This is a genomic window from Nonomuraea roseoviolacea subsp. carminata, assembly GCF_024172185.1.
Taxonomy (GTDB): Bacteria; Actinomycetota; Actinomycetes; order Streptosporangiales; family Streptosporangiaceae; genus Nonomuraea; species Nonomuraea roseoviolacea.
Genome location: NZ_JAMZEC010000001.1, coordinates 8,736,804 through 8,759,521 on the forward strand (window position 1 = coordinate 8,736,804; position 22,718 = coordinate 8,759,521).

Consider the following 22,718-nt stretch of genomic DNA (forward strand, 5'->3'; position numbering starts at 1 on the left):
CCGGGGCTCGCGTCAGATCTCGCGCGGGAAGGTCACGGCGTGGGCGCCAGGACCTTCGGCTCCTCGGGCTTCGGCTCGGCCGGGCGGCGCCGCATCCGCTCCTTCGCCCGCTCCAGCATCACGTACAGCGTGGGCACGAGCACCAGCGTCAGCAGCGTGCTGGTGATCAGGCCGCCGATGACCACGATCGCCAGCGGCTGCGAGATGAACCCGCCCGACCCCGTCACGCCCAGCGCCATCGGCGTCAGCGCGCAGATCGTGGCCACCGCGGTCATGAGGATGGGCCGCAGCCGGCGCCGGCCGCCCTCGATGACCGCCTCGACGATGCCCAGCCCCTGCTCGCGGTACTGGTTGATGAGGTCGATGAGCACGATCGCGTTGGTCACCACGATGCCGATGAGCATGAGCATGCCGATCAGCGCCGGCACGCCCAGCGCGGTGCCGGTCGCCACGAGCAGGCCGACGGCGCCGGTCGCGGCGAACGGGATCGACACCAGCAGGATGAGCGGCTGGGCGAAGCTGCGGAACGTCGCCACCATGATCATGAACACGATCGCGATGGCCGCCAGCATCGCCATGCCCAGGTCGGAGAACGCCTTCTGCTGGTCGGCCGAGGCGCCGCCGATCTCGTAGGTGGCGCCGCCGGACAGCTTCAGCGTGTCCAGGCGGGTCTTCAGCGCCTGCGTGACGCTGCCCAGGTCGCTGCTCGTGGTCTTGGCCGACACGGTGGCCGAGCGGTCGCCGTCGATGCGGGTGACCTGCGTCGGGCCCGCCACCTGCTCCACCTCGGCCACCGACGACAGCTTGACCATGCCGGAGGCCGTCGCCAGCTTGAGGTTCTCGATCGCCTTGACGTCGCCGGGGGCGTCGCCGACGCGCAGCACCAGGTCGCTGGCCCGCCCGTCGAGGGTGAGCTGGCCCAGGGGCGCGCCGCGGAAGGCCTGGGCCACGCTCTGGCCGATCTGCGCCTCGGTCAGGCCCTTGGCCGCCGCCTTCTCCCGGTCCACCCGCACGTCCACGCGCGGGGCGCTGGCCTCCAGGTTGGAGGTGATGTCGCGCAGGCCCGACACCTCGCCCATGGCCGTCTTGACCTGGCCGGCCGCCGCGTTCAGCGCGGCGGCGTCGGGCGCCTGCACGATCACGTCGACCGTGTCGGAGGAGAACCCGCCGCCGCCCGAGCCGCCGACGCGGACCTCTCCGACGTCCGTCATGCCGGCCACCCGGTCGCGCAGCGCCTGCTCCACCTTCGGCGTGTCGGCGTCCTCGGCGAGCGTCAGGGAGTACGAGGCCCGGTCGGCGCCGGCGCCGCCGCCGAAGCCGCCCTGCAGCGCGTTGCCGCCGCCGACCGTGACCTGGTACGACTCGACGCCGTCCAGGTCGTCCAGCACGGCCTCGACCTTCTTGGCCGCCGCGTCGGTGGTGGCCAGGTCGGTGCCGGCGGGCATCCGCTGGGAGACCGAGATCGTGTTCTGGCCGGAGGAGTCGAGGAAGTTGGTCTCCAGCCGGCCGGCCAGGCCCATGGTGGCGACGAAGACGACCACGCCGATGAGCAGCGTCACCACCTTGAAGCGGGTCGCGAAGCGCAGCACCGGCAGGTAGGCCCGCTGCAGCGGGCTGCGCAGCTCCTTGGCCTCGGCCTCCTCGCGCTGGGCGCGGGCCTGCTCGGGGGTCAGGTCCGGGGCCTTGAGGAACCAGTACGCCAGCACGGGGATCACCGTCAGCGACACCAGCAGCGAGGCGACCAGCGCCACCGCGACCGTGACCGCGAACGGCCCGAACAGCTCACCGACCATGCCGCCGACCACCGCGATCGGCGCGAACACCGCCACCGTCGTCAGCGTCGAGGCCGTCACCGCGCCGGACACCTCGCGCACCGCCGACAGGATCGCCCGCAGCTTGGGCTCGCCGTAGCCGAGGTGGCGCTTGATGTTCTCCAGCACGACGATCGAGTCGTCCACCACCCGGCCGACCGCGATGGTCAGCGCGCCCAGCGTCAGCATGTTGAGCGAGTAGTCGCCGGCCCACAACGCGATCAGGGCGATGACGACCGACAGCGGGATCGACACCGCGGTCACCAGCGTGGAGCGGATCGACAGCAGGAACACCAGGATGACGAGCACCGCGAACGCCAGGCCCAGCAGGCCCTCGGTGGTGAGGTTCTCGATCGACTCCTCCACGTACGGGGCCTGGTCGAAGATGACCTCGACCGCCGTGTCGGTGGAGTCGCCGAGCGCCTTGGTCAGGTCGGGCAGCTCCTCGCGCACGTCGTGGGAGATGCTCACGGCGTTGCCGTCGGGCGTCATGGTGACCGACACGCCGAGGCTGGTCCGGCCGTTGGTCCGGGTGATCGAGGTCGCGTCGGCCAGGCCGCGCTCCACGGTGGCGACGTCGCCCAGCTTGACCGGCTTGAGCTTGGGCGCGGCCGGCTGCCCCTGCGCCGTCTGCGGCCGGCCGGCCGGCGGCTGCCCCGCCTGGGGGCGGCCCGCCTGGGCCTGCGAGGTCGGGGCGGCCTGGGCGGAGGTCTGCGGCTGGGCGGGCGTCAGGTACAGCCCCTTCAGCTTCGTCACGCTGTCGATCCGCGCCCCCACCTGGACCGTCAGCGACTTGCCGTCGGAGGTCAGCGTCCCGGCCGGGACCGGTGTGCCGTTGGCCTTGAGCACCTCGGGGATCTGCGTGGGCGACACCCCGGCCTTGGCCATCTTGCCCAGGTCCGGGGTGATGGTCACGACCTCGTCGCGGGTGCCCGAGACCGTCGCCTCCCGCACCCCCTCGACCGCCTGCAGCTTCGGCAGCATGATCTGCCGGATCTTGTCGGCCATCGCCCGCGGGTCGCCGCCGTCGCCCACCGCCAGCACCATCACCGGGATGTCGTCGGTGTTGCCCGCGCCGACCTGCGGCTCCACCCCCGACGGGAGCTGGGGCTGCACCCGGCTGATGGCCTGCTGCATCTTGCTCACCGACGCCTCGACGTCCGTGCCGTACGCGAAGGAGACCTGGACCTGCGCCAGCCCCTCCTTGGACGTCGAGGTCATCTTCTCCATGCCGTCGAGCCCCTGGAAGGCTTCCTCCAGCGGCTCGGTGACCTGGTCCTCCACGATCTCCGGCGACGCCCCCGGGTAGGAGGCGATCACGAAGGCGCCGGGAAAGGCCAGCGACGGCAGCAACTGCTGTTTCAACTGCGGGATCGTGAACGCGCCGAATGCGCTGAGCACGACCGCAATCAGGACGACAAGGCTGCGGTTGGCGAGGCTCAACCGGGCGAATGCGGTCATGAGGGGTCCCTCCAAGAGTTCGCCCCGAGACTAACACTTCGCCCCATGCGAATATTTAGGACAATGCGAGCTTCCTGATAAGCTTCTCAGGAAGCGAAGAGGTGAGAGTGGACGACGAACGCGACGACCTGATCCGCCGGATCACCGACATCCAGCGCGACCTCGGGCGAGCCTTCGCCCGCCACCAGTCGCCCCTGTTCACCTCCAACCTGACGATGCGTCAGCTCAAGGTGGTCATGGGGCTGGCGGTCCACGGGTCGGCCTCGGGCCAGGAGCTCGCCCACGAGCTCGGCGTCGGACTCGGCACGGTCACCGGCATCGTCGACCGCCTGGTCGCCCAGGGCCTGGTCAGCCGGCACGAGGATCCCCACGACCGGCGCGTGCGCCGGGTCGAGCTGACCGCCGAGGGCGCCGCGCTCATCGAGCGCATCCAGGACGACGGCATCCAGCACTACCGCCGCGTCCTCGAGCATCTCGACACCGACACGCTGCGCGCCCTCGACATGGTCGTCCACCGCATCCGCGCCGTCGCCGCGGACCTGTTCGCCGAGGAGCACGGCGCGGTGGGGACGCGGGAGTAGCGCCGGGTCCGCCCGAAGCGGCCTGGCGCCTTGACAACGTAGATCTCGTCGCTGCCCAACCTGGGGACGCCCCCGGAGCGGTAGGTTCAGAGCATGAGCGCTGACGACCAGCGGCCGCCGCTCTTCGAGGTCCTCCCGGAGCAGGACGAGCGGCCTGAGCCGATCATCATCCACACCTCCGAGGGAACCCTGAGCGTGGCGGGCGACCTGACGGCGGAGGAGTTCGAGATCCTCGACGAGCTCAGGCGGGCCGCGCGCAGGCAGAAGTGAATGCGGTACGACCGGTACGATGCCGGTGTGACGGGGGAGGTCGGAGGGGCATGAGGGGCGACGGCTACACCGCTTCGCCCCATGCCATCGGGCGGTCCGGGCAGGAGTCGGCCCAGGAGGCCGAGCGCGTCCGCGGCGTGCTCCACGACGTGCGCGAGGCGTTCGCGGAGGCCGGCCGGCCGATGGGCCACGACCAGTACGGCGCCGAGCTGGAGAAGAGGTACCCGTCCATGCGCGACGGCGTGCTCGCCGCCTTCGACGCCTACATCGACGAGCTCGACGGCACCGGCAAGGCGCTGCACGTCTCCGCCGCGACCTACCAGGCGGCCGACCACCCGAAGGCCTGACGACGGGTGTGGCTCGACGGGGGGATACCCCCATGGCTGCGGCCGTGGGTCGGCTGGGTGGTCGGCATGGACTGGCCCCAGGCCGAGGAGTCCAAGCTGTTCGCGTTGGCCGACGCGCTGGTCACCGCCGCCTACCGGGTCGCCGGAGCCACGGGCCTCCGTCCTCCTGACGCGGACGCCTGGGACGGCGCGGCATTCAGGATCTTCGTCACGAAAACCGCGAGCAGCGTCGGCGGACGCCAGGCGGAGGTGCTGACCCGCCTGGCCGCGATGGCGATCGCGCTCAACGACCTGGGCGTGCAGGTCCAGTACACCAAGCGGATGATCAAGCTCTCGGTCGGGCTGCTGATCTTCCAGCTCGCCACCCTGCTGCCGGTCATCGCCAACCCCGCCACGGCCGGCCCCGGACTGCGGGCCGCGACGCTGCGCGCCCGATTCACCAGGGAGGTCGTGCGGCGGCTCGCCAAGCGGCTGCTGCTCAACATCGCGCTGTTCGGCGGGCTGATGGGCGGGATGGACCTGTACGTGCAGACCACCCAGAGCCGGCGCGACCGGATCGACTGGAACCAGGTGCTGGCGTCGATGGGCAGCGGCGCCCTCAACGGCGTGTTCCTGACGGGCACGACGTGGCTGGCCCCGCCACGCCGGCTGCTGGACTTCATGCTGGCCTCCGGTGTCGCGGGCGGCCTGACCGACGCGACCCTGCAGGCCTTCGGCGACGAGCCGTTCGACCTGACGCGGCTGGTGAAGGGCGTCACCTCGGGAGCCGCCGGCGCCGCGGACGCCCACTGGGCGAGCTGGAACCCGCACGTCGGCGGGCCGGGCGGCGACGGCACGCCCCACGACCCGGCCGCGCCGGATCCCGTTCCCGCGGCGTGGGGGGCGCACGATCCGCGCACGACGTTCGCCCAGTACGACGTGCACGGCAGCCTGCACGAGAGCGTCGCCACCGGCGTGCGCCACTCGCGGCCCCTGAACGTCGAGGGCCTGCACGCCGACGTCGTCACCTTCGCCGACGGGGTGACCGCGGTGCGCCACACCGGGGAGTCCGCCGCCCGAGTGGAGGCCGCGGCCCTGGTCGCGCGGGCGCTGGGCATGGACGCGCCCGCCACGTACCGGGCGGGCGACGCCGTCTACCAGGAACACGGCAGCGCCGAGCTGAGCCGGAGCGTGGCCGGCGGCATCAGGCGCACCGACGTCTACACCTTCGGCGAGGACACCCACGAGGTGGTCACGTTCACCGACGGGACCAAGGCGTTCCGCACCGAGTACACCTTCGCCGCCGACGCGGATCTGCACGAGGCGAGCGCGCTGCCGCCGTACCGGGCGGCCAATATCGGCGCGATCCATCGCGCGAGCGAGACCGTCGTGTACGAGACCGGCCTGCTGCGGACCGACTTCGTGGATCTGCAGTCGATGGTCATCCACCAGAGCGACGCCCAGCGGGCGCGGCAGGCCCTGTACTACGTGCTGACGCAGGCCGAGACCTTCGCCCCGCACACCGCGGTCCCCGACGGCGCCGGCCGGCACCTGTACGCGGTGCCCGACCGGCTGGCCGAGGCGTGGGCGTCCGACACCACCGCCCACCTGCTGTCGACGCACCCGCGGCCCGACGGGACGCCCGGCCACTTCACCATGGGCGACAACCGGCTGGCTCCGGCCGACTTCGCCGCGCGCAGGGACGCGCTGGCCGCGCTGCGGCCCTCGTTCGAGCGGCTCGGCGTGGCCGGCTGGCACGACGGCCTCATGCACCGCTTCGACCTGCTGGCCCAGCACGCCACCGGGCACGTGCCGCTGCTCGGCTCCGCCGACCCCGCCGCGCCGCCCGTACGGCAGGATCCGCAGCCGCGCTGGATGCGGCACCACCCCGACCCGGCCGACCCCAGGCGGGCGCTGGCCGACGTCCTCGACGGCGACGGGCTGCGGCGGCTCAACGAGACCCTGGCCGACCGGGGGGCCGACCCCGCCGCCTCGGCGCGCGCCGAGGCGTACGCCCAGCTCGCCGGGCAGCACCTGGCCACCGGGACGCACCGGCAGGAGAGCGTCCTGACCCGCGTCCCCGTCGACCGGCTGCCCGCGGGCATGCGCCCCGGCGCCACCGTGGGCTTCCACGGGCTGCTGGACGGCGTCACCGAGGCCAGTCATCTGCCGGACATGCCGCACAGCGCCCAGCTAACGATCCTCGGGCGCGGCCACGGCTACGTCGGCGACATCTCCGGGCGCCCCCACCACGTGCTGTTCGGCCCCGACACCCGGTTCACGGTGCTGGCCGTCGAGACCACCTCCTACGGCGGCAAGCACTACTACCTGGTGGAGCACGGCCCGTTCCGCCTGCCCGAGCGCGGCGCGGCGGCCTCTCGCGTACGGCCCGAACTGACCGGGGAGCTGCTCCGGCACGCCACCCATCACCGGCAGGAGACGGACGCGGGCGTCTGGTACCGCGATCCCACCCATCCACGGGACATGGAGTCCGCCGACAGCGCGCCCGACATGTCGCCGATCGACGGCGCCTTCTACGTCGACGCCCACGGCGACCCCGAGGCCCTGCACATCGGCGACGCCCGGCTCGACGGGGAGGAGGCGGCCGCGCTGCTCCTCAACGAGCCCCGGCTGCGTCCCGACGACGTGATCTTCCTGGGCAACTGCGAGGTGGGCGGCGGCCCCGTCCCGCTGGCCCAGGAGATCGCCAGGCGGACCGGACACGTCGTGATCGCCCCCGAATCGCTCCTGGCCATCACCGAGGCCAACGATCGCGTCCCGTCCCGCCTCCCCGACTCCGACCTGGTCGGCACGCTCACCCATCGCGGGCGCTACCGCATCTTCCTGCCGGACGACCCCGTACCCGGATCGGTCTGGGACCGCGTCAGAGAGCTCATCGGCGTACCGGATCCCGGCCCGCAATCGCCGCCCCCCACCCTGCGCGGACCCCGGCCCGGCTCCATCGACGACATGCTCAACTGGGGCCAGGCGCGGGGCCCCGGCGACTCGTGGCGGCCGCTGCACGCGTTCAGCCAGGTGGCCGCCAAGGGGACGGTCGGCTCCTGGGAGCCCGTCACGCTCGACAGCGCCCGGGTCACCCTCACGGACGGCTCGCACGCCATGCGCGTCGACCTGCCCTCGTGGCAGGCCAGGGAAGCCACGATGCTGGTCGCCCAGCTCGGCCAGGAGCTCGGGCTGAAGATGCCCTCCACGCACCCCGTCGGCACGGCCGGACTGCTCGTTGACTCCGTGTACGACGGCTCGGGCTGGCAGGGCGAGGCGTGGAACGTCCAGGACACGGTGGCCACCCGCGACGGCGTGCTCATCGGCCTGCTCGGCGCCCTGGTACGGGACGAGCCGGTGCTGCTGGCCGCGCTGACCGGGGAGCCGCCCCTCATGCCGGAGCCCGCCGCGACGCGGCGGATGAGCGCGTACTTCATCCGCGACCTGGGCTCCGGCCAGGAGGTGTGGGCGCCCAACCCGCTCGCGCCGTCCGACGCCATCAGGCTCCGGAGGACGCTGGAGACGATGTGGAGGGAGTTCGACGACGCGGGCCTGGACGAGGTCCACGCGCGGATGACCGAGACCCTGCAGCAGATCGCCGAGCACGCCGTCAGCACCGAGTCCCTCCTGGATACCGACCCTTCCGAGTCGCTGCCGGAGATCACTCTGCAACGGCTCGACGAGAGGGGCCGGGAGATCGCCGACGCCGCCGCCCAGCTGAGGGACACCGCCCCGCCCGGCGCGGGCCGGCCTCTCATGGACCCCGCGCGGCGGCTGGCCGACAACGTCGGCGACATCCTGCTCACGCGCGACTCCGACCTCGGCCGCGTCGTCACCTTCGGCGACGGCTCGCAGGCGCTGGAGCTGAGCGGCAAGGCCGCCGACAAGGCGCTGGAGGCCGCCCTGGCCAGGCGCGCCCTCGGCCTCGACGGCCCCGCGGTCCACCGGACGGCCGACGGCACCGTCTACCAGGCGCACGGCAGCGACGAGTTGCGCGCCGCCCTGGCCAGTGGCATCCGCGACGCCGAGCTGGTGCCGCTGACCTCGAACCGGACCGAGGTGGTGACGTTCAACGACGGCACCCGCGCCATCCGCCACGAGTTCGACGACATCGGCCAGGCCGACGAGTTCGAGGCGCGCGCCCACGAGGAACACGGCATCAGGGACGGCGTCCCGGGCACCTACCGGGCCGCCCCCACCGTCGTCTACGAGTACCGCATCGACCCCTGGCACATGACCGACGACGAGCGCTCCGTGCCCGCCGGGCTCCGGCCGGAACTGGACAGACGAGCCTTGCACGCCTGGCTCGTCCAGACCGATGCGCTTCAGGGGCTGACCACCCAGAACCCCCGCCTCGCCGAGCTCCTGCGCGGCGGGCCGGTGCTCGGCGAGGCCGACAGCGCCGCGCTGCGCGCCAGGTACGAGGCGCTGCGGCCGGAGTTCGAACGCCATGGCCTGGGCGAGCGCTACCAGGAGCACCTCAGGATCATCGACCGTGCCGGCCCGAACGCCGCGCTCGACCTGGGCCCGCTGCACGACCCCTCCCCGCTGGCGCCCGACTTCCGTGACACGCCGTGGCGGCCGCCGGGCGACCACGGGCCCGCGCTGCCGCACCTCCTGGAGGGTGGCACCCTGCGCCAGGTCAACGAGCTGGCCGTCGGGCGCGCCGACGACCCCGCGCTCGTCCCCGCCGCCGACGCGATGCTCGACCGGGCGGACGCCGAGCTCGCCCGCCTGCCCACGACCTCGGGTCACGTCTCCGCGCGCGTGCCCGCCGAGTGGCTGCCGCGCCACGTCCGGGCCGGCAACGAGATCGTCTTCCACGGGCTGCTGGAAGGCGTCGACACCCCCACCCGCCTGGGCGAACAGCCGGAGAGCGTGCGGCTGACCATCAGGGCCGGCGAGTACGTCGACGTCTCCGGCCTGTCGGGCAAGCCCGCCCACGCCCTCTTCCGGGCAGGTGTGCGGCTGAAGGTGCTGGCCGTACAGGAAGGGTGGCACGAGCGGCACCTTCTGGTCGTGCAGGTCCCCGACGGCCGCGCCGTCGGCTCGGTCGCGATCGCGGTGCCGCGGATGAGGCCCCCGCTCACCCCCGAGCTACGCCACCACCTCAAGGAGCACGTCGAGCAGACGGACGCCGGCGTGTGGCTGCGCGACCTCGACCACCCGGACGACCGGGCCCTGATCGCGTCGGCCCGCAAGGTCAAGCCCGTCGACGGCGCCTGCTATGTCGACGGGCACGGCACGGAGGACGGCAACGTGATCGGCCAGGACATCCTGAACGCCAAGCAGACCGCGGCGCTGCTGCTCAACTCTCCGAAGCTCAAGCGGCACGACGTCATCCTGCTCGCCAACTGCAACATCGGCACCGGCCGCTATCCGCTGGACATCGCCCGGCTCACCGGGCATGTGGTGATCGCCGCCGACTCCGAGATCCACGTCTCGCCGGAGGGGCACATGACGGCGGTCACCAGGGAGCTCGGAGCCCTGGGCGGACGCGGCCAGTTACGCATCTACCTTCCGGACGACCTTGTCCCGGGCCCGGTGATGAACCAGGTCAAGGCATGGCTCCAGGGGCCGTGAGGCCCCAGGCCGCCCGAAGCCGGGCCCGGCGCCTTTACAAAGTAGATCTCAAGACCGCAGCCGTGACAGCACCTCCGGCAGGTCGCCGTCATGGACGACCGTCAGCCGGCGCGTCGCCCGCGTCACCGCCACGTACAGGTCCTGGCCGCCCTGGGGCGACTGCGCGAGGATCCCCGCCGGGTCCACCACCACGACCGCGTCGAACTCCAGCCCCTTGGACCGCGTCACGGTCAGCGCCACCACGGGCTCCTCCAGGTCCTCCCCCGGGAACAGCGCCGCCACCTCCGCGTGCCGGGCGTCGGAGACGATCACGCCGACCCGGCCGTCGCCCACCGCGGCCAGCTCCTCCGCCACCAGGGCGGGCAGCCCGGCCGTCGCGCACCGCACCGCCCGCGGCTCGGCGCCGCCCTCGCGCACCGACCGGGGCGGCTCCTCCCCCGGCGCCACCGAGGCCAGCACGTCGGCCGCCACCCGCATGATCTCCACCGGCGTCCGGTAGTTGACCAGCAGCCGCTCCTCCCGCCAGCGGCCCGCCAGGTGCGGGTCCAGCGCCTGCGCCCAGGAGCGGGCGCCGGCCGCCGAACCGGTCTGCGCGATGTCGCCCACGATCGTCAGCGACTTGGCCGGGACCCGCCGCATCACCGCCCGCCAGGCCATCGCCGACAGCTCCTGCGCCTCGTCCACGATCACGTGGCCGTAGGCCCACGTGCGGTCGGCCGCGGCCCGCTCGGCGGTGGTCGGACCCTCGCCGTCGTCGGCGTGCCGGCCGGCCAGCACGTCGGCCCGCTGGAAGACGCCCTCCTCCAGCAGGCCCGTGGACTCCAGCACCTCGCGGGCGTAGAGCTCCTGCTCCGACCACTCCGCCGCGGCCTCGCGGGAGGCGACGCGGGCGGCCGAGTCGTCCTCGCCGAGCAGTTCGGCGGCCTCGTCGAGCAGCGGGACGTCGCCGTCCGTCCACGGCGCGGAGACCGGCCGGACGAGCGCGGGCCAGTCCAGGCCGGACGGGCACAGCTCCCACAGCGCGTCGGGGTCGGACAGCAGCTCGGAGACCAGCCGCTGGGGCGTCAGCTCCGGCCACAGCGCGTCGATCGCCGCGCGCACCGGCGGCTCCTGCCACAGCCGGCGGGCCGCCAGGTCGATGTCGACGTCGTCCAGTTCGCTCTCCAGGTCGAGCGGCCCGTCCAGCTCCGGGTCCTCCAGCTCCATCTCGGCCAGGCGCAGGGACTCCTCCAGCGCCCGCGCCTCGGCCCGGGCCAGCTCCTTGAGCAGTTCGGTGACGTACAGCTTGCGCGCCATGTTGTGGCTCAGCCGCACCGCGCGCGCCCGGTCGCGCAACCGCACGCAGGTCTCGTGCGGGACCCGCAGCGTCAGCCCGTCGAGCGGCACCTCCAGGTCGCCGCGGGGAACCCGCTGGCGGGCGCGCACCGCGTCGCGCACGACCCGCGCCATCCGCACGTCGCCCTTGACCACGGCCGCCGCCGGGTCGTCGGACGCCGTCGCCCGCACCCCGGGGAACAGCTCGCCGAGGGTCGCCATGACGACCTGCGTCTCGCCCAGCGACGGCAGCACCTGGCCGATGTAGCGCAGGAACATCGCGTTCGGGCCGATCACCAGCACGCCGCGCCGCTCCAGCGTGTCGCGGTGGGTGTAGAGCAGATAGGCGGCGCGGTGCAGCGCGGCGACCGTCTTGCCCGTGCCCGGGCCGCCCTGCACGACCAGGGCGCCCTGCAGCGACGAGCGGATCACCCGGTCCTGCTCGGTCTGGATGGTGGCCACGACGTCGCCCATCCGGCCGGTGCGGCCCCGCCGCAGCGCGGCCAGCAGCGCCGCCTCGCCGACGAGCGTGCGCCGGTCGCCGTCGCTCATGCGCTCCAGGTCGAACACCTCGTCGTCCAGGCCGACGACCGTGCGCTGCCTCAGGTGCAGGTGGCGGCGGCGCAGCAGCCCGTCGGGGTCGCCGGCCGTGGCGACGTAGAAGGGCCGGGCCGCCGGGGCGCGCCAGTCGATCAGCACTGACTCGTGCTCGTCGTCGCGCAGCCCGATCCGGCCGACGTACAGCGTCCGCCCGGAGACGTCGTCGATCCGGCCGAAGCACAGGCCGCGCTCCACGGCCCGCAGCCGGGCCAGCCGCCGCGCCTGCTCGGCCGCCACCACCTCCCGCTCCACCCGGGCCTGCCGGGTGCCGCCGGACCTCAGGTACACCGCCCGCAACGTCTCCTCGGCCCGGGTCCTGGCCGCGTCGAGGTGGCCGTAGAGCATCGAAACAGTGGCCTGTTCCTTGTCAAGGGCTTCCGCGAGAGCATCTTGACGCTGACTCATGCCGTGCTATACTCCTTACGGGAGGACTGTGAAGCGTAGCTCGCTAGGGATCGAGCATGTGAGCGTACCCCTCCCGCGAGGCATGCCGCAACCGTCCAGGTGAGCGGCTTTTCTTCTGCCGGCTGCGGGTTCTCCGCCCGGTCCCGCGCCGGCCAGGGGTGCCCTGCCAGTACACCCCTCAGCAGTGCCTTCCTCCCGCGCGCGCCGGCGCCTTGGATGGACGGGACACCACCCGAATCCAAGGAGCGATCCTCATGCGTGTCCACGCCTACGCCGCACCGGCCGCCGCCGAGCCGCTGGCGCCCACGGTCGTCGAACGGCGCGCCGTCGGCCCGAACGACGTCCTCATCGAGATCAAGTACGCCGGCATCTGCCACTCCGACATCCACACCGTCAACGGCGACTGGGGCCCGCAGCCCTATCCGCTGGTCCCCGGCCACGAGATCGTCGGCGTCGTCGCCGAGGTCGGCCCCGCCGTCACCCGGCACCGGGTGGGCGACCGCGTCGGCGTCGGCTGCATGGTCAACTCCTGCGGCCGGTGCGCCAACTGCCGGGCCGGCGACGAGCAGTACTGCCTCGAGGGGATGGTGCCCACCTACGCGGGCACCGACCGGGACGGCACCATCACGCAGGGCGGCTACTCCACGCACGTCGTCGTCGACGCCGGCTTCGTCCTGTCGGTCCCCGAGGGCCTCGACCTGGCGGCCGCGGCGCCGCTGCTGTGCGCCGGCATCACCACCTACTCGCCGCTGCGCCACTGGGGCGCCGGCCCGGGCAAGAAGGTGGCCGTCGTCGGTCTCGGCGGGCTCGGGCACATGGCCGTCAAGATCGCCCACGCCATGGGCGCGGAGGTCACCGTGCTCTCGCAGTCGCTGAAGAAGCAGGAGGACGGCCTGCGGCTCGGGGCCGACCACTATTACGCCACCGGCGACCCTGACACGTTCGAGCGGCTCGCCGGCCGGTTCGACCTCATCGTCAACACCGTCAGCGCCCGCATCGACGTGGACGCCTACCTCGGCCTGCTCGCCGTCGACGGCACGCTGGTCAACGTCGGCGCCCCCGCCGAGCCGCTGAGCCTCAACGTGTTCTCGCTCATCAGCGCCCGGCGCTCGTACGCGGGGTCGATGATCGGCGGCATCGCCGAGACGCAGGAGATGCTGGACTTCTGCGCCGAGCACCGCCTCGGCGCCGACATCGAGCTGATCTCGGCGGACCGGATCAACGAGGCGTACGAGCGGGTCCTGGCCTCCGACGTCCGCTACCGGTTCGTCATCGACACCGCCACCCTCGGCTGACGCGCGACGCACCGGGCCGTTGCGCCCGGGCGACCGCCAGGGGCAGGCCCGCGCCCGAGGCGTACGCCTGGTGACCGGCGATCAGGTCGCCTTGTGCCGCTGGTAGTAGCGGGCGACGCGGGCGCGGTTGCCGCAGCGGGCGGCCGAGCACCACCTGCGGCGGGGATGCGCCGGCAGGAACAGCATGACGCAGTCGTCGGCCTCGCATTCGCGGACGCGCCCCACGCCCGGGTCGGCCAGCAGGTCGCCGGCGGCCTCGGCGAGCCAGGCGGCCAGACGGACGCCCGGCGGCCCGGACCGCCGGGGCGTCACCACGATCCCCCCGCCCGCGTCCCCGGCCCGGCCGTCCCAGGTCAGCTCGCGGATCGCGGGGGCGGCCCGTTGCGCCCGGTTGAGGCCGTCCAGCGCCGCGGCCGGTGGCCGCTCCCCCCGGCGGACGTGGCCGAGCGCGACCGCCACGTGGTCGCGTACGGCATGGACGGCCGTCACGTCATCCTGGGTGAGCCCCTCCCAGGCACGGGACGCCTCCGTCCCGGCGTCCAGCACACCCGAGCCGTCGAGCCGGCCGGCCTGCGCGGACAGCCACCCGGCCAGGCCCGCCGGGGTCGCGAGCAGGTCGGCCGGGCCATCCGGCAGCAGAGGCCGGGTGTTCACCAGGTCCAGAGCCAGGGGCTCGCCGATCAGCGGCACCAGATCAATCATGCGACTAATGGTACATCCCCGGATTGACACATTAGCCTCCGCCCGCTACAACTAATGCATCATTCCGCTAAGGAGGCATGTGAGATGTCGTTCCCGGTCGTCCCCCGCATTGTCCACCGCCGTGTCGACGTCGACGGCGTCGAGGTCTTCTACCGCGAGTCCGTGCCGGAGCGGGCCGACGCGCCGGTGCTGCTGTTGCTGCACGGGTTCCCGTCGGCGTCGCACCAGTTCCGCCGGCTGATGGACGCGCTGGGCAGCCACTACCGGCTGATCGCGCCCGACTATCCCGGTTTCGGCCACACGCGGGCCCCCGAGGGCTTCGTCTACAGCTTCGACCGGCTGGCCGACGTCACCGAGGGGTTCGTGCGCGAGCTCGGGCTGTCGCGGTTCGTCATGTACGTCTTCGACTTCGGCGCCCCCGTCGGGTTCCGGCTGGCCGAGCGCCACCCGGAGTGGATCGCCGGCCTGGTCGTGCAGAACGGCAACGCCTACGAGGAGGGCCTGTCCCAGGGCGCCCGCGACTTCGTCGCCCTGCGGCCGGAGGCCGAGGGCGCCGAGGAGGCCATCCGCGGCCTGCTGACCCTGGAGGGCACGCGCGGCCAGTACGAGACCGGCCTGGGCGACCCCGAACTCCTCGCACCCGACGGCTGGACCCTCGACCAGCACTTCCTCGACCTGCCCGGGCGCAAGGAGGCCCAGGTGGCGCTCGCCTTCGACTACCACTCCAACGTGGAGCGCTACCCGGCCTGGCAGGCGTGGCTGCGCGCGCACCGGCCCGCCGCGCTCATCGTCTGGGGCCGCGACGACCTGTTCTTCCCCGAGCCCGGCGCCCGCGCCTACCTGCGCGACCTGCCCGACGCCGAGCTGCACCTGTTCGACACCGGGCACTTCGCCCTGGAGGAGAAGCTGCCGGAGATCGCTCCCCTCATCGCCGACTTCCTCGACCGGTCATGGAAGTGACCTCCTTTACAAAGTAGATCAGAGACCCGGGAGGCGTCGAGCGGGCGCGTGCAGGCATCATCTCTGCAATGACCTCCATCTCGAACCCGGCCCGGCAGCGGGGGCCGGCGTGAACGGTGTCGGCGACGCGCTCCTGCTGGCCGCCGCCGGGGTGCTCGCCGGCCTGGTCGGCACCGCGGGCGGCATCACCTCCCTCATCTCCTACCCGGCGCTGCTCGCCGCGGGCCTGCCCGCGCTGGCGGCGAACGTCGCCAACATCGTCGCCGCCGTCGCCTGCTGGCCCGGCGCGGCCCTCGCCTCGCGGCCCGAGCTGGCCGGGCAGGGGCCGTGGCTGCGCCGCTGGGTGCCCGTCGCGGCGCTCGGCGGCGCGGCCGGTTCGGCGCTGCTGATGTCCACCCCGCCCGGCGTGTTCGCGCGCGTCGTGCCGTTCCTGGTGGCCGCCGGGTCGCTGGCGCTGCTCGCCCAGCCGCGCCTGGCCGCCCTGCGCGGCCACCGCGACGGCGGCGTGCTGCTGCCCGCGGCGCTGGTGGCGCTGTCGGTCTACAACGGCTACTTCGGCGCCGGATCGGGCGTCATGATCCTCGCGCTGCTGCTGATCACCGCCGAGCCGCGCCTGCCCACCGCCAACGCCCTGAAGAACATGCTGCTCGGCGCCGGGGTGCTGGTCTCGGCCGCGGCGTTCGCCGTCTTCACGCCGGTCGCGTGGACGGCCGTCGTGCCTCTGAGCGTGGGGCTGTTCGCCGGCTCCACCCTCGGGCCGCTCGTCACCCGGCGGGTGCCGGCCCGTGTCCTGCGCCCGCTGGTGGCCCTCGTCGGGCTCGTCCTGGCGGTCGTGCTGTGGATCCAGCCGCACGGCTGAGCGGGGTGTGGGGTGCGGGCTCGGGTGGCAGAACCACGGGGAGGGGGAAGTGTGATGGGCACGGAGCGGGGCGGGCGAACCGGACAGCGCAGGACGCTCCTGTGCGGGGCGCTGCTGTGCGGTGTGCTGCTGGCGGCCGGGTGCACCGGGCACGACGACCGTCCCGCGCCCCGTTCCTCCTCCCCCACCGCCTCGCCGGCGTCCCCCACCCTGTCGGCCGAGCGCGACGGCCGCACCGGGTCACCCGACCGGGGCGTGTCGGCGGCCGGGTGCGCGGGCGGCGGCCCCGCTCTGCGCGAGGGACGCGGCACCATCCGGTACGGCGGCCTCGAACGCGTCTACCTGCTGGCCCTGCCGCGCGGACGCGGCCCGCACCCCGTCCTGTTCGACCTGCACGGCCTGGGCTCCAACGCCGCCGACCAGGCCGCCTACAGCCGCCTGCCGCGCCGGGGCGCCGAGCGCGGCTACATCGGAATCACCCCGCAGGCCGCGCAGGGACGGCTCGGCTGGACGCTCCCCCACGCCTACGGACCCGACGACACCGGCTTCCTCGGGGCGCTGCTGGAGCGGGTCGAGCGGGGAGCGTGCGTGGACCGCGGCCGGGTGTTCGCGGCCGGCATGTCGTTCGGCGCCGGCATGTCCACCGCGCTGATCTGCGCCACGGACAACACCACGGGCAGCACCACGAGCGGCGCCACCGGCAGCACCACGGGCGACCCTGTCGCCGGACGGCTGGCCGGGGTGGCGGCCGTGGCCGGGCTGAACATCGTCCCGCCGTGCGAAAACCCCGCCCCCGTCACCCTCCTCGCCTTCCACGGCACCGCCGACACGATCGTCCCCTACCGCGGCGGCCACCCGTTCCAGAACTCCCACAGGCGGCGCGCCCTGGCCAGGCTCGTCACGCTGCCCCCGGTGGAGCAGAGCGCGCGGGCGTGGGCGAAGGCGCTCGGCTGCGGCGCCCAGGACGACGTCTCCGCGCCGGCGGGCACGGTACGGCTGGACCGCTGGACGGGCTGCCGCGGCGGCGCGTCCGTCCGGCTGTACACGCTGCGCGGCGCGGGCCACACCTGGCCCGGCGCGATCGGCGTGCCGCGCCTCGGCCCCACCGGCCGCGACCTCGACGCGACCGAGGTCATCCTGGACGCCTTCGACGCCACCCCACCCCGATAGCTCCTGCTTCCCGGGCGAATCGGGCCTACCGGCCCGGCGCGGCAGGCGGTATGAAGGCTCGGGGGCCCGACCTCGAGCCGGAAGCGGGGGAACACCGCGCATGAGTGACGACGTACGCATCGAGATCGAGGCCGTGCCGCGCCCCGGCCTCAGCACCGACCAGTTACGCCAGGCCGTCGCCGGGCACCCGCGGGTGCTCGCCGAGCTGGGCGTCGGCGACGCCGAAGGGCTGATCGTGCCGCACGCCGCGGCCCTCGGCCACGACCCCGGACCGGCGGCGCCGTTCCGGGCGACCGTGTTCGACCCGATCGGCAACCGCGCCGTGGAGCTGCGCGGCACGCTCGACCGGCCCGAGGAGGCCGAGGTGCGGCCCAGCGCGTTCCGGCCGCAACCCAGCTCCGGCGAGCTGACCGCGGCCGCGGCCGTCCTGCGCGCCGACCCCGCGTTCCCGCACGGCGACGACGTCGTCGTCTACCGGCCGATGCCGCCGCTGGCCGACCTGGAGAACCCCGACGGCACCACCGTGCGCCGCCCCACCCTCGGCGTCTACACCCCCTCCGACCCGACCGGCGTACGCCACCGGATCGTCGCGGTCGACCTCACCCACCGCGCCGTCGACTGGACCCCGGCCGGGATCGACCTGCGCATGCACCACGACTGCGAGCACACCGTGCCCGAGGGCGTCGACGCGCTGGCCGACCGCGGCGGCCCCGACCAGGTCCACGTCAAGGTGCTGCGCGGCGACACCGTGCTGTGGGACCTGCTGGTCGTACGGCCGCGCGCCTCCGCCCCGCAGAACCCCGGCGTGGGCGGCGGCGTGGAGCTGCGCAACGTCCGCTACCGGGGCCGGCTGGCGCTGCGGCAGGCGCACGTGCCCGTCCTCAACGTCGAGTACGAGCAGGGCACGACCTTCCGCGACGACGCGAGCTTCGAGACCCGCTTCTCCGCCGCCGGCTCCGACCCGGTCGGATGGGGCTGGCGGCTGTGCACGTCGCCGCCGCGCACGATCCTGGAACGCACCGACAGCGACTCCGGCAACTTCCAGGGCGTCGCCTTCCACCACGACGGGCGGGAACTGCGCATCGTCAGCGAGCTGGCAGCCGGCTGGTACCGCTACGCCAGCGACTGGCGGCTCGGCGACGACGGCTCCATCCGGCCGAGGTTCGGCTTCGCCGCCACCGCCAACCCCATGACCTGCAAGGTGCACCGCCACCACGCGTACTGGCGCTTCGACTTCGACATCGGCGGCGCGGCCGACGACGTGGTGGAGCAGATCGACGCCGGCCCCGTCAGCCCCGGCCCGGTGCCCGTCATCCGCGAGACGTCGCGGCGGCGGGCCGAGGGACGGTACTGGCAGGTGCGCGACAAGTCCTCCGGCCACGGCTACCGCATCCATCCCGGCCCGTACGACGGGACCGCCGACGCCTACGGGGTGTCGGACCTGTGGTTCCTGCGCCACCACCCGGCCGAGCTGGACGACGGCAACCCCGGCCCGCGCGACCGGGCGGCGATCAACCGGTGGCTGGACGGCGAGAGCATCGACGGCGCCAACGTCGTCGTCTGGTACGCCGGCCACTACTACCACGACCAGGCGCACCCGCAGCCGCACCAGGGAGAGCTGATCGGACCCGAGCTGACCCCCTTCTGAGCGATAGGGTGGGCGGTCATGGACGATGCGCTCGGCCTCACGGCCCACCCCCCGGCGGACGACCACACCGACTCCCCGCAGGGGCGGGTCGGACCGGCGGCGGCGCGGGCACTGCTGCGCCGCCTGGCCGAGGACCAGTCGGGCAACCGGGTGCCGTCGATCGTGGCGGGCATCGTGCGCGACGGCCGGCTCGCGTGGTTCGGCGCGCGGGGCCACCTCGACGACGGCACCGCCCCCACGCCCGACACCCGCTACCGGCTGGGGTCGATCACCAAGTCGCTGGTGGCCGTGCTCGTCATGCGGCTGCGTGACGAGGGCCGCCTGGACCTGCTCGACCCGGTCGGCAAGCACCTGCCCGAGGCGCCCGCCGGCGACGTCACCGTCGCGCAGCTGCTGTCGCACACCGGCGGGCTGAGCGCCGAGCCGCCCACCGCCTGGTGGGAGCGCACCCCCGGCCTGCCCGCCGACGGGCTGCTGGCCCGGCTGTCGCCCGACGACCTCAAGCACCGGCCCGGCCGCCGCTTCCACTACAGCAACGTCGGCTACGCGCTGCTCGGCGAGCTGGCCGCGCGGCTGCGCGGCGCGCCGTGGCTGGACGCCGTGCGCGAGGAGATCCTCCAGCCGCTGGGCATGCGCTCCGTCATCGACCGGCCCGCGCCGCCCCACGCCACCGGCTACGCCGTCCACCCGTACGCCGACGTGCTGCTGCGCGAGCCGGAGCACGACGCGGGGGCGATGGCGCCGGCCGGGCAGCTCTGGGCGTCGGCCGCCGACCTGGGCCGGTGGGCGGCGTTCGTGGCGGGCGACACCGGCGGCGTGCTGTCGGCCGGCACCCTCGCCGAGATGCGCGAGCCGGCCACGATCGACGACGGCGACGCCTGGACCAGCGGTTACGGCCTGGGCATGCAGCTGACCCGGCACGCCGGGCGGCGCCTGGCCGGGCACACCGGGTCGATGCCCGGGTTCCTGGCCACGGTGTGGGCCGACCCGGCCGACCGGGTCGGCGTGCTGTTCCTGGCCAACGTCACCTCCGGGGTGAGCCGGTCGCTGCCGCTGGACCTGCTCGACATCCTCGCCGAGCACGAGCCGCGCCTGCCGGAGCCGTGGCGTCCGTCGCCGGTCGACCCCGGGCTGCTGGCGCTGACCGGGGTGTGGCACTGGGGGCCCACCCCGTACGTGCTGCGGCTGCTCCCCGACCGCATGCTGTCGCTGGCTCCGATGAACGGGCCCGGCCGGGCCTCGCGCTTCGCGCCGCGCGACGACGGCACGTGGGTGGGGCTGGAGGGCTACTACGCGGGTGAGACGCTGCGCGCCGCACCCGACCACCTCGACATCAACACCTTCGTCTTCACCCGCACCCCGTACGACCCGCAGGCGCCGGTGCCGGGCGGGGTGGCCGGCTGGGAGCACGCCGCCGAATGAGACGCAGCCGCCCGGCGCCCGTCGAGGGGCGCCGGGCGCGGCAGACCGCCCCCTCGCCGGGCGCGAGACCGAATCCTCGACGACACCAGGCAGGATCTCGGACGGCACCAAGCCGAACCCCCGCCGACACGAGCCGGACTCCGACGACACCGAACACGCCCCCGACGCGGCGAGGCCGGATCGCCGACGAGTCCTGCTGGAAGGCGGCGGCGCCGGTCAGCCGAGGGCGTCGAGCAGCTCGCGTTCGCGCCGCGCGCTGAGGCCGGAGCGTCGTTCCCGGTCGAGGCCCTGCTCGCGCTCCCAGACCAGCGTGTCGGCCAGCATCTCCTCCCGGGGCCGGTGACGCAGCCCCGCGTCGAGCGCCGCCGACCCGTCGCGCGCCGAGAACCCCGCCCAGTCCGGGTCGGCCACCCACATCGCCAGCGACTCCGGCCCCATGAACTCGGCCACGCCGTTCTCACGCAGCCACGCGGACGGCGCGGGCACCACCGGGCCGGTGTGCCCGCCGGCGGCACGCGACATCTCCACCCACTGCCCGAACGGGACGACCGGGCCGACGGCGTCGTAGGTGCCGGTGGTGCCCTTCTCCGCGGCGTCGAGCAGCCAGGCCGCCAGGTCACGCGCGTCGACCGCCTGGGTCGGCAGGGCCGGCGCGTCCGGCACCAGCATGGGCCCGCGCGGGTCGCGGGCGGCGCGGGCCACCCAGTAGCCGGTGCGTCCGCTGTGGTCGCCCGGCCCGCCGATCAGGCCCGCGCGCGCGATGAGAAGGCGTTCGCCGACGGCCGCCGCCGACGCCTGCTCGCAGGCGACCTTCGCCTCGCCGAACACCTCCGGGCCGACCTCGAGCCGGTCGGTCGGCGGGAGCAGCGCCGCGGACTCGTCCGCGCCGGGGGTGGCGTGGGAGGCGTAGGCGCTGATGGAGGAGACGTACGCCCAGTGCCCGGCCCGGCCGCCCAGCGCCTCCAGAGCCTCGCGGACGAAGCCGGGCTGCCACGACACCTCGATGACCGCGTCCCAGTCGCGATCCAGCAGCGGCTCGTACGCCGAGGGGTCACGCCGGTCGGCGGCCACCAGCCTCGCCCCGTCCGCGACCGGTCCACTCTCGCCGCGGGCCAGGCAGGTCACGCGGTGGCCGCGGTCCACCGCCTGCCGGGACAGCTCGCGGCCCAGCCATGCCGTACCGCCAAGAATCACGATCTCCATGCCGCCAGCCAAGCACCTCCCGAGCCCGGCACCCGGCCGGGTTCACCGACAGCGGACCCGGTTCACCGACAGCGGACGCCGCCCACCGGAGCCTGCGGACGGACTCCCCTCACCGGACCGGGCGACCGCCCACCCCGGCCCCGCCTTACCCACCCCCGACCGCGCCGATCACCGGGCGGTCAGGAAGGCGGCGGGGACAGGGCGGCGGCCAGGCGGGCGGCCGGGCCCGGCGGCAGCGACGGATGCAGCAGCTCCACCCGGTGCACCAGCCTGGGAGCCGCCAGCGGCACGCCCGCCCCCGCCGAGGCGGGCAGCAGCGTCAGGCCGTGCCCGGCCGCCACCAGGTTCCGCACCGTGTGCACGTCCTCGCCCTGGTAGTCCAGCCCGGCGCGGAAGCCGTCGCCCACCAGGTCGCGCAGCCGCTCCAGCGGGCACAGCGGTGTGGCCAGCCAGCGGGCGTCGACCAGGTCGGCCAGCCGCAGCCCGGTCCGGCCCGCCAGCGGGTGGCCGGGCGGCAAGGCCACCACGAGTTCCTCCTCCGACACCCCGACCCGGGTCATGGGCCCCGCGTCGGGCAGGCGCAGCGGGTCGCTGGGGGCGGTGATGCCGTCCGTCAGCCCCAGGTCGGCCTCGCCCGCCGCGACCTGCGCCGCCACGACGTCACGGCCCGTCGTGCGCAGCCGTACCCGCAGGCGCGGCTGCTCGGCCCGTCCCCGCGCGAGCCGTGCGGACAGCACCGGGTTGAGCGCGAGCGGAGCGGCGGCCAGGGTCAGCCGGTGGGCGGGCAGCGCGGCGGTGCGCAGCACGTCGGCGCGGGCGGCGCGCAGGCGCAGCAGCAGCGGGCCGGCGTGCTCCAGCAGCCGGGCGCCCGCCTCGGTCGGCTCGACCGGACGGCGGCGCAGCAGTCGCAAGCCCAGGTCGGTCTCCAAGGCGGCGATCTGCTGGGAGACCGCCGACTGGGTGTAGCCGAGGCGTTCGGCGGCGGCCGAGAACGAGCCGGCCTCGGCCACGGCCACGAAGGTACGGAGCAGGTGCGGGTCCATCAGAGATGCTTATATCAGGTGCAGACATCATCGTTGGCGCTTGTACGAGGTCGCGGGCCACG

15 protein-coding genes are annotated in these 22,718 nt (G+C 74.2%); 10 read left to right on the forward strand and 5 right to left on the reverse strand.

Translation table 11 applies throughout. From position 1 onward, the window contains the following. Positions 1–32 precede the first annotated feature (32 nt). On the reverse strand, positions 33–3,272 hold the full coding sequence (locus HD595_RS40660; RefSeq protein ID WP_253778896.1) for an efflux RND transporter permease subunit: 3,240 nt from the start codon (positions 3,270–3,272) through the stop codon (positions 33–35). Positions 3,273–3,379: 107 nt separating this feature from the next. On the opposite strand from HD595_RS40660, the gene HD595_RS40665 reads away from it, so the two are divergent. The 4 genes from HD595_RS40665 (at position 3,380) to HD595_RS40680 (ending at position 10,035) form a co-directional block, all read left to right on the forward strand. Further along, positions 3,380–3,853 (forward strand): MarR family winged helix-turn-helix transcriptional regulator, encoded by a 474-nt coding sequence (locus HD595_RS40665; RefSeq protein WP_253778898.1) that lies wholly within the window; start codon positions 3,380–3,382, stop codon positions 3,851–3,853. A 93-nt stretch (positions 3,854–3,946) separates the two neighbouring features. Then, the gene (locus HD595_RS40670) at positions 3,947–4,123 is read left to right on the forward strand and encodes a hypothetical protein (protein WP_253778901.1); all 177 of its coding nucleotides are present in this window, start codon (positions 3,947–3,949) and stop codon (positions 4,121–4,123) included. Between the two features lie 50 nt (positions 4,124–4,173). Next, positions 4,174–4,470 carry a hypothetical protein gene (locus HD595_RS40675; RefSeq protein WP_253778904.1) on the forward strand — a complete coding sequence of 99 codons (297 nt, stop codon included), beginning with the start codon at positions 4,174–4,176 and terminating at the stop codon, positions 4,468–4,470. A 57-nt stretch (positions 4,471–4,527) separates the two neighbouring features. Then, a complete protein-coding gene (locus HD595_RS40680; protein WP_475717777.1) occupies positions 4,528–10,035 on the forward strand; it encodes a WXG100-like domain-containing protein in 5,508 nt (1,835 codons plus the stop codon). 48 nt (positions 10,036–10,083) lie between these two features. On the opposite strand, the gene HD595_RS40685 is transcribed toward HD595_RS40680, so the two are convergent. Next, positions 10,084–12,294, reverse strand: a complete 2,211-nt coding sequence (locus HD595_RS40685; RefSeq protein WP_253778908.1) for a HelD family protein — start codon at positions 12,292–12,294, stop codon at positions 10,084–10,086. A gap of 314 nt (positions 12,295–12,608) precedes the next feature. On the opposite strand from HD595_RS40685, the gene HD595_RS40690 reads away from it, so the two are divergent. After that, a complete protein-coding gene (locus HD595_RS40690; protein ID WP_253778910.1) occupies positions 12,609–13,649 on the forward strand; it encodes an NAD(P)-dependent alcohol dehydrogenase in 1,041 nt (346 codons plus the stop codon). Positions 13,650–13,730: 81 nt separating this feature from the next. Here HD595_RS40690 and HD595_RS40695 read toward each other — a convergent pair whose 3' ends face one another. Then, positions 13,731–14,351, reverse strand: coding sequence for a CGNR zinc finger domain-containing protein (locus HD595_RS40695; RefSeq protein WP_253778913.1), 621 nt, complete (start codon positions 14,349–14,351; stop codon positions 13,731–13,733). An 84-nt stretch (positions 14,352–14,435) separates the two neighbouring features. Between HD595_RS40695 and HD595_RS40700 the strand changes: the two genes are divergently transcribed. The 5 genes from HD595_RS40700 to HD595_RS40720 all read left to right on the forward strand — a co-directional run bounded on the left by HD595_RS40700 (position 14,436) and on the right by HD595_RS40720 (position 20,410). Then, positions 14,436–15,311, forward strand: a complete 876-nt coding sequence (locus tag HD595_RS40700) for an alpha/beta fold hydrolase (protein ID WP_253778916.1) — start codon at positions 14,436–14,438, stop codon at positions 15,309–15,311. A gap of 109 nt (positions 15,312–15,420) precedes the next feature. After that, on the forward strand, positions 15,421–16,170 hold the full coding sequence (locus HD595_RS40705; protein WP_253778918.1) for a TSUP family transporter: 750 nt from the start codon (positions 15,421–15,423) through the stop codon (positions 16,168–16,170). Positions 16,171–16,224: 54 nt separating this feature from the next. Further along, positions 16,225–17,340 (forward strand): CE1 family esterase, encoded by a 1,116-nt coding sequence (locus HD595_RS40710; protein ID WP_253778920.1) that lies wholly within the window; start codon positions 16,225–16,227, stop codon positions 17,338–17,340. Positions 17,341–17,440: 100 nt separating this feature from the next. After that, on the forward strand, positions 17,441–18,988 hold the full coding sequence (locus tag HD595_RS40715; RefSeq protein WP_253778923.1) for a hypothetical protein: 1,548 nt from the start codon (positions 17,441–17,443) through the stop codon (positions 18,986–18,988). Positions 18,989–19,006: 18 nt separating this feature from the next. Continuing rightward, positions 19,007–20,410: a serine hydrolase domain-containing protein gene (locus HD595_RS40720; protein ID WP_253778925.1), complete on the forward strand. Its 1,404-nt coding sequence runs from the start codon at positions 19,007–19,009 to the stop codon at positions 20,408–20,410. 216 nt (positions 20,411–20,626) lie between these two features. On the opposite strand, the gene HD595_RS40725 is transcribed toward HD595_RS40720, so the two are convergent. Both HD595_RS40725 and HD595_RS40730 read right to left on the reverse strand, forming a co-directional pair. Further along, the gene (locus HD595_RS40725) at positions 20,627–21,613 is read right to left on the reverse strand and encodes an NAD-dependent epimerase/dehydratase family protein (protein WP_253778928.1); all 987 of its coding nucleotides are present in this window, start codon (positions 21,611–21,613) and stop codon (positions 20,627–20,629) included. A 179-nt stretch (positions 21,614–21,792) separates the two neighbouring features. Next, positions 21,793–22,656: a LysR family transcriptional regulator gene (locus HD595_RS40730; protein WP_253778930.1), complete on the reverse strand. Its 864-nt coding sequence runs from the start codon at positions 22,654–22,656 to the stop codon at positions 21,793–21,795. Positions 22,657–22,718: the final 62 nt, after the last annotated feature.

Excerpts from the sequence above, each read along its gene's own strand:
- HD595_RS40660 (WP_253778896.1), bottom strand. The coding sequence starts at position 3,272 with ATGACCGCATTCGCCCGGTTGAGCCTCGCCAACCGCAGCCTTGTCGTC.
- HD595_RS40670 (WP_253778901.1), top strand. The coding sequence starts at position 3,947 with ATGAGCGCTGACGACCAGCGGCCGCCGCTCTTCGAGGTCCTCCCGGAG.
- HD595_RS40675 (WP_253778904.1), top strand. The coding sequence starts at position 4,174 with ATGAGGGGCGACGGCTACACCGCTTCGCCCCATGCCATCGGGCGGTCC.
- HD595_RS40685 (WP_253778908.1), bottom strand. The coding sequence starts at position 12,294 with ATGCTCTACGGCCACCTCGACGCGGCCAGGACCCGGGCCGAGGAGACG.
- HD595_RS40690 (WP_253778910.1), top strand. The coding sequence starts at position 12,609 with ATGCGTGTCCACGCCTACGCCGCACCGGCCGCCGCCGAGCCGCTGGCG.
- HD595_RS40695 (WP_253778913.1), bottom strand. The coding sequence starts at position 14,351 with ATGATTGATCTGGTGCCGCTGATCGGCGAGCCCCTGGCTCTGGACCTG.
- HD595_RS40700 (WP_253778916.1), top strand. The coding sequence starts at position 14,436 with ATGTCGTTCCCGGTCGTCCCCCGCATTGTCCACCGCCGTGTCGACGTC.
- HD595_RS40710 (WP_253778920.1), top strand. The coding sequence starts at position 16,225 with ATGGGCACGGAGCGGGGCGGGCGAACCGGACAGCGCAGGACGCTCCTG.
- HD595_RS40715 (WP_253778923.1), top strand. The coding sequence starts at position 17,441 with ATGAGTGACGACGTACGCATCGAGATCGAGGCCGTGCCGCGCCCCGGC.
- HD595_RS40720 (WP_253778925.1), top strand. The coding sequence starts at position 19,007 with ATGGACGATGCGCTCGGCCTCACGGCCCACCCCCCGGCGGACGACCAC.
- HD595_RS40725 (WP_253778928.1), bottom strand. The coding sequence starts at position 21,613 with ATGGAGATCGTGATTCTTGGCGGTACGGCATGGCTGGGCCGCGAGCTG.
- HD595_RS40730 (WP_253778930.1), bottom strand. The coding sequence starts at position 22,656 with ATGGACCCGCACCTGCTCCGTACCTTCGTGGCCGTGGCCGAGGCCGGC.